Consider the following 1,822-nt stretch of genomic DNA (forward strand, 5'->3'; position numbering starts at 1 on the left):
TGATATAATCCCCTTAGAGTAGACACATGAAATAATAAAATGGTGTAACTCTAAAGGGGGTTATTTTATGTCAAAGAAGAAATCACTTACAAGTGAAGAACGTGTTGCAGCAGTACAGGAATACCTCGATGGTAAAGGTGGATACAAGGCAATTGCCAGAAAATACAACATAGGGGCTACAACGATGAAAAGAATGGTATGCCGAGCTAAAACCGAAGGAATCGAATCCGTTGCAAAGGCATCACCGTATCGACACTATACCAATGAAATAAAAGAAGCAGCAGTAGAAGATTACCTCAATGGAAAAGGAAGCTTAACAGAAATATGTATAAAGTATAAAATCTCAACGGATATTGTCCTCAGAAGATGGATTTCATGGTATAATAATGGCAAGAGATTTAAAGAGCATAAACGCTCAGAAAGAGGACTTGCCATGAACAAAGGTAGAAAAACCACACAGGAAGAACGTGCGGAAATTGTTGCCTTCTGCATTGAAAATAATAAGAACTACACCCTGACAGTTGAAAAATATAATATTTCTTATCAACAGATATATTCATGGGTAAGGAAATATGAAATAAATGGTGTAGAAGGACTGATTGACCATCGAGGAAAATCAAAAAAACAAGAAGACCTTACAGAAGCTGATCGTCTTCGTATGGAGAACAAGATATTACAAGCAAAGCTTAAAGATCAGGAAATGGAAATTAAACTGTTAAAAAAACTCAGGGAGCTGAGAGGGGGCGGTCACTGAACGGAGTACGAAACGTGGACAAGTATATTGCAATCAAATACATGAATGAAGCAGAGCATTATCCGATTCAGAAGCTCTGCGCTGCTGTACACGTTGCACGCTCGGCTTACTACAAGTGGCTGCATCGGACACCGAGCCATAGCCAGCAGATCAATGAGCAGCTTGTAGAATGGATCAAACAGCACTATGAGGAGCGCAACGGCATCTTAGGTTATCGTCAGATGACGGTCGTGATCAACCGTGAGCATGATGTACATTTCAACAAGAAGCGCATCTACAGACTGATGCAGATTCTTCATCTGAAATCTGTTACCCGTGTCAAGAAGAATACATATATTCCATCAACGCCGCAATTCACAGCGGAGAATATTCTGAACAGAGATTTCCACGCAGATAAGCCGAACGAAAAATGGCTTACAGATGTAACTGAATTTAAATATTACGTAGGAACAGAGATCAGAAAACTGTATCTCAGCGCAATTCTTGATTTGTATGACAGACGAATTGTAACATACAAAATTATGGAAAGCAATAACAACGAACTTGTGTTTTCTACATTTGACGAAGCTGTTCGATTGAATCCTGATGCTCACCCAATCTTCCACAGTGACCGTGGCTTTCAGTATACCAACAAATTATTTCATCAAAAACTGACTGATGCAGGAATGATACAAAGTATGTCCCGTGTTGGGAGATGCATCGACAACGGACCAATGGAGGGTTGGTGGGGAATCTTAAAATCGGAGATGTATTATCTTCGCAAGTTTACGGATAAGACCAAACTGATTTCAGCGATAGAGGAATACATAACCTATTACAACACAAGGCGTTACCAGATCAAACTGAGCAGCATGACACCTATGGAATACCATGAAGCGTATGCTGCTTAGCTGGTCGGTGGGTGCCGCGGCAAGCACCTTTCTCCGTTCGTCGCTTCGCTCCTCACTCCAAAAGGTGCTTGCCATTTGCTAACAACAAAGCAGCCTGCACAAATTGCACAGACTGCTTTTAGTCACAACATAGAATATTTTTGTTTTTTGCGCTGTCTACTTGACAGGGGGCGGGTCA

The 1,822-nt window shown here is 40.9% G+C and carries 2 protein-coding genes; both read left to right on the forward strand.

Annotated elements, in window-relative coordinates; all coding sequences use genetic code 11:
• Nucleotides 1–67 precede the first annotated feature (67 nt).
• On the forward strand, nucleotides 68–754 hold the full coding sequence (locus WS40_RS10440) for a helix-turn-helix domain-containing protein (protein ID WP_046438114.1): 687 nt from the start codon (nucleotides 68–70) through the stop codon (nucleotides 752–754).
• Nucleotides 755–768: 14 nt separating this feature from the next.
• Entirely contained in the window at nucleotides 769–1,644 is an 876-nt protein-coding gene (locus WS40_RS10445; protein ID WP_270759619.1) for an IS3 family transposase, read from the forward strand.
• Nucleotides 1,645–1,822: the final 178 nt, after the last annotated feature.

The sequence above is a fragment of the Ruminococcus sp. N15.MGS-57 genome, assembly GCF_000980385.1.
Lineage (GTDB): Bacteria > Bacillota > Clostridia > Oscillospirales > Ruminococcaceae > Hominimerdicola > Hominimerdicola aceti.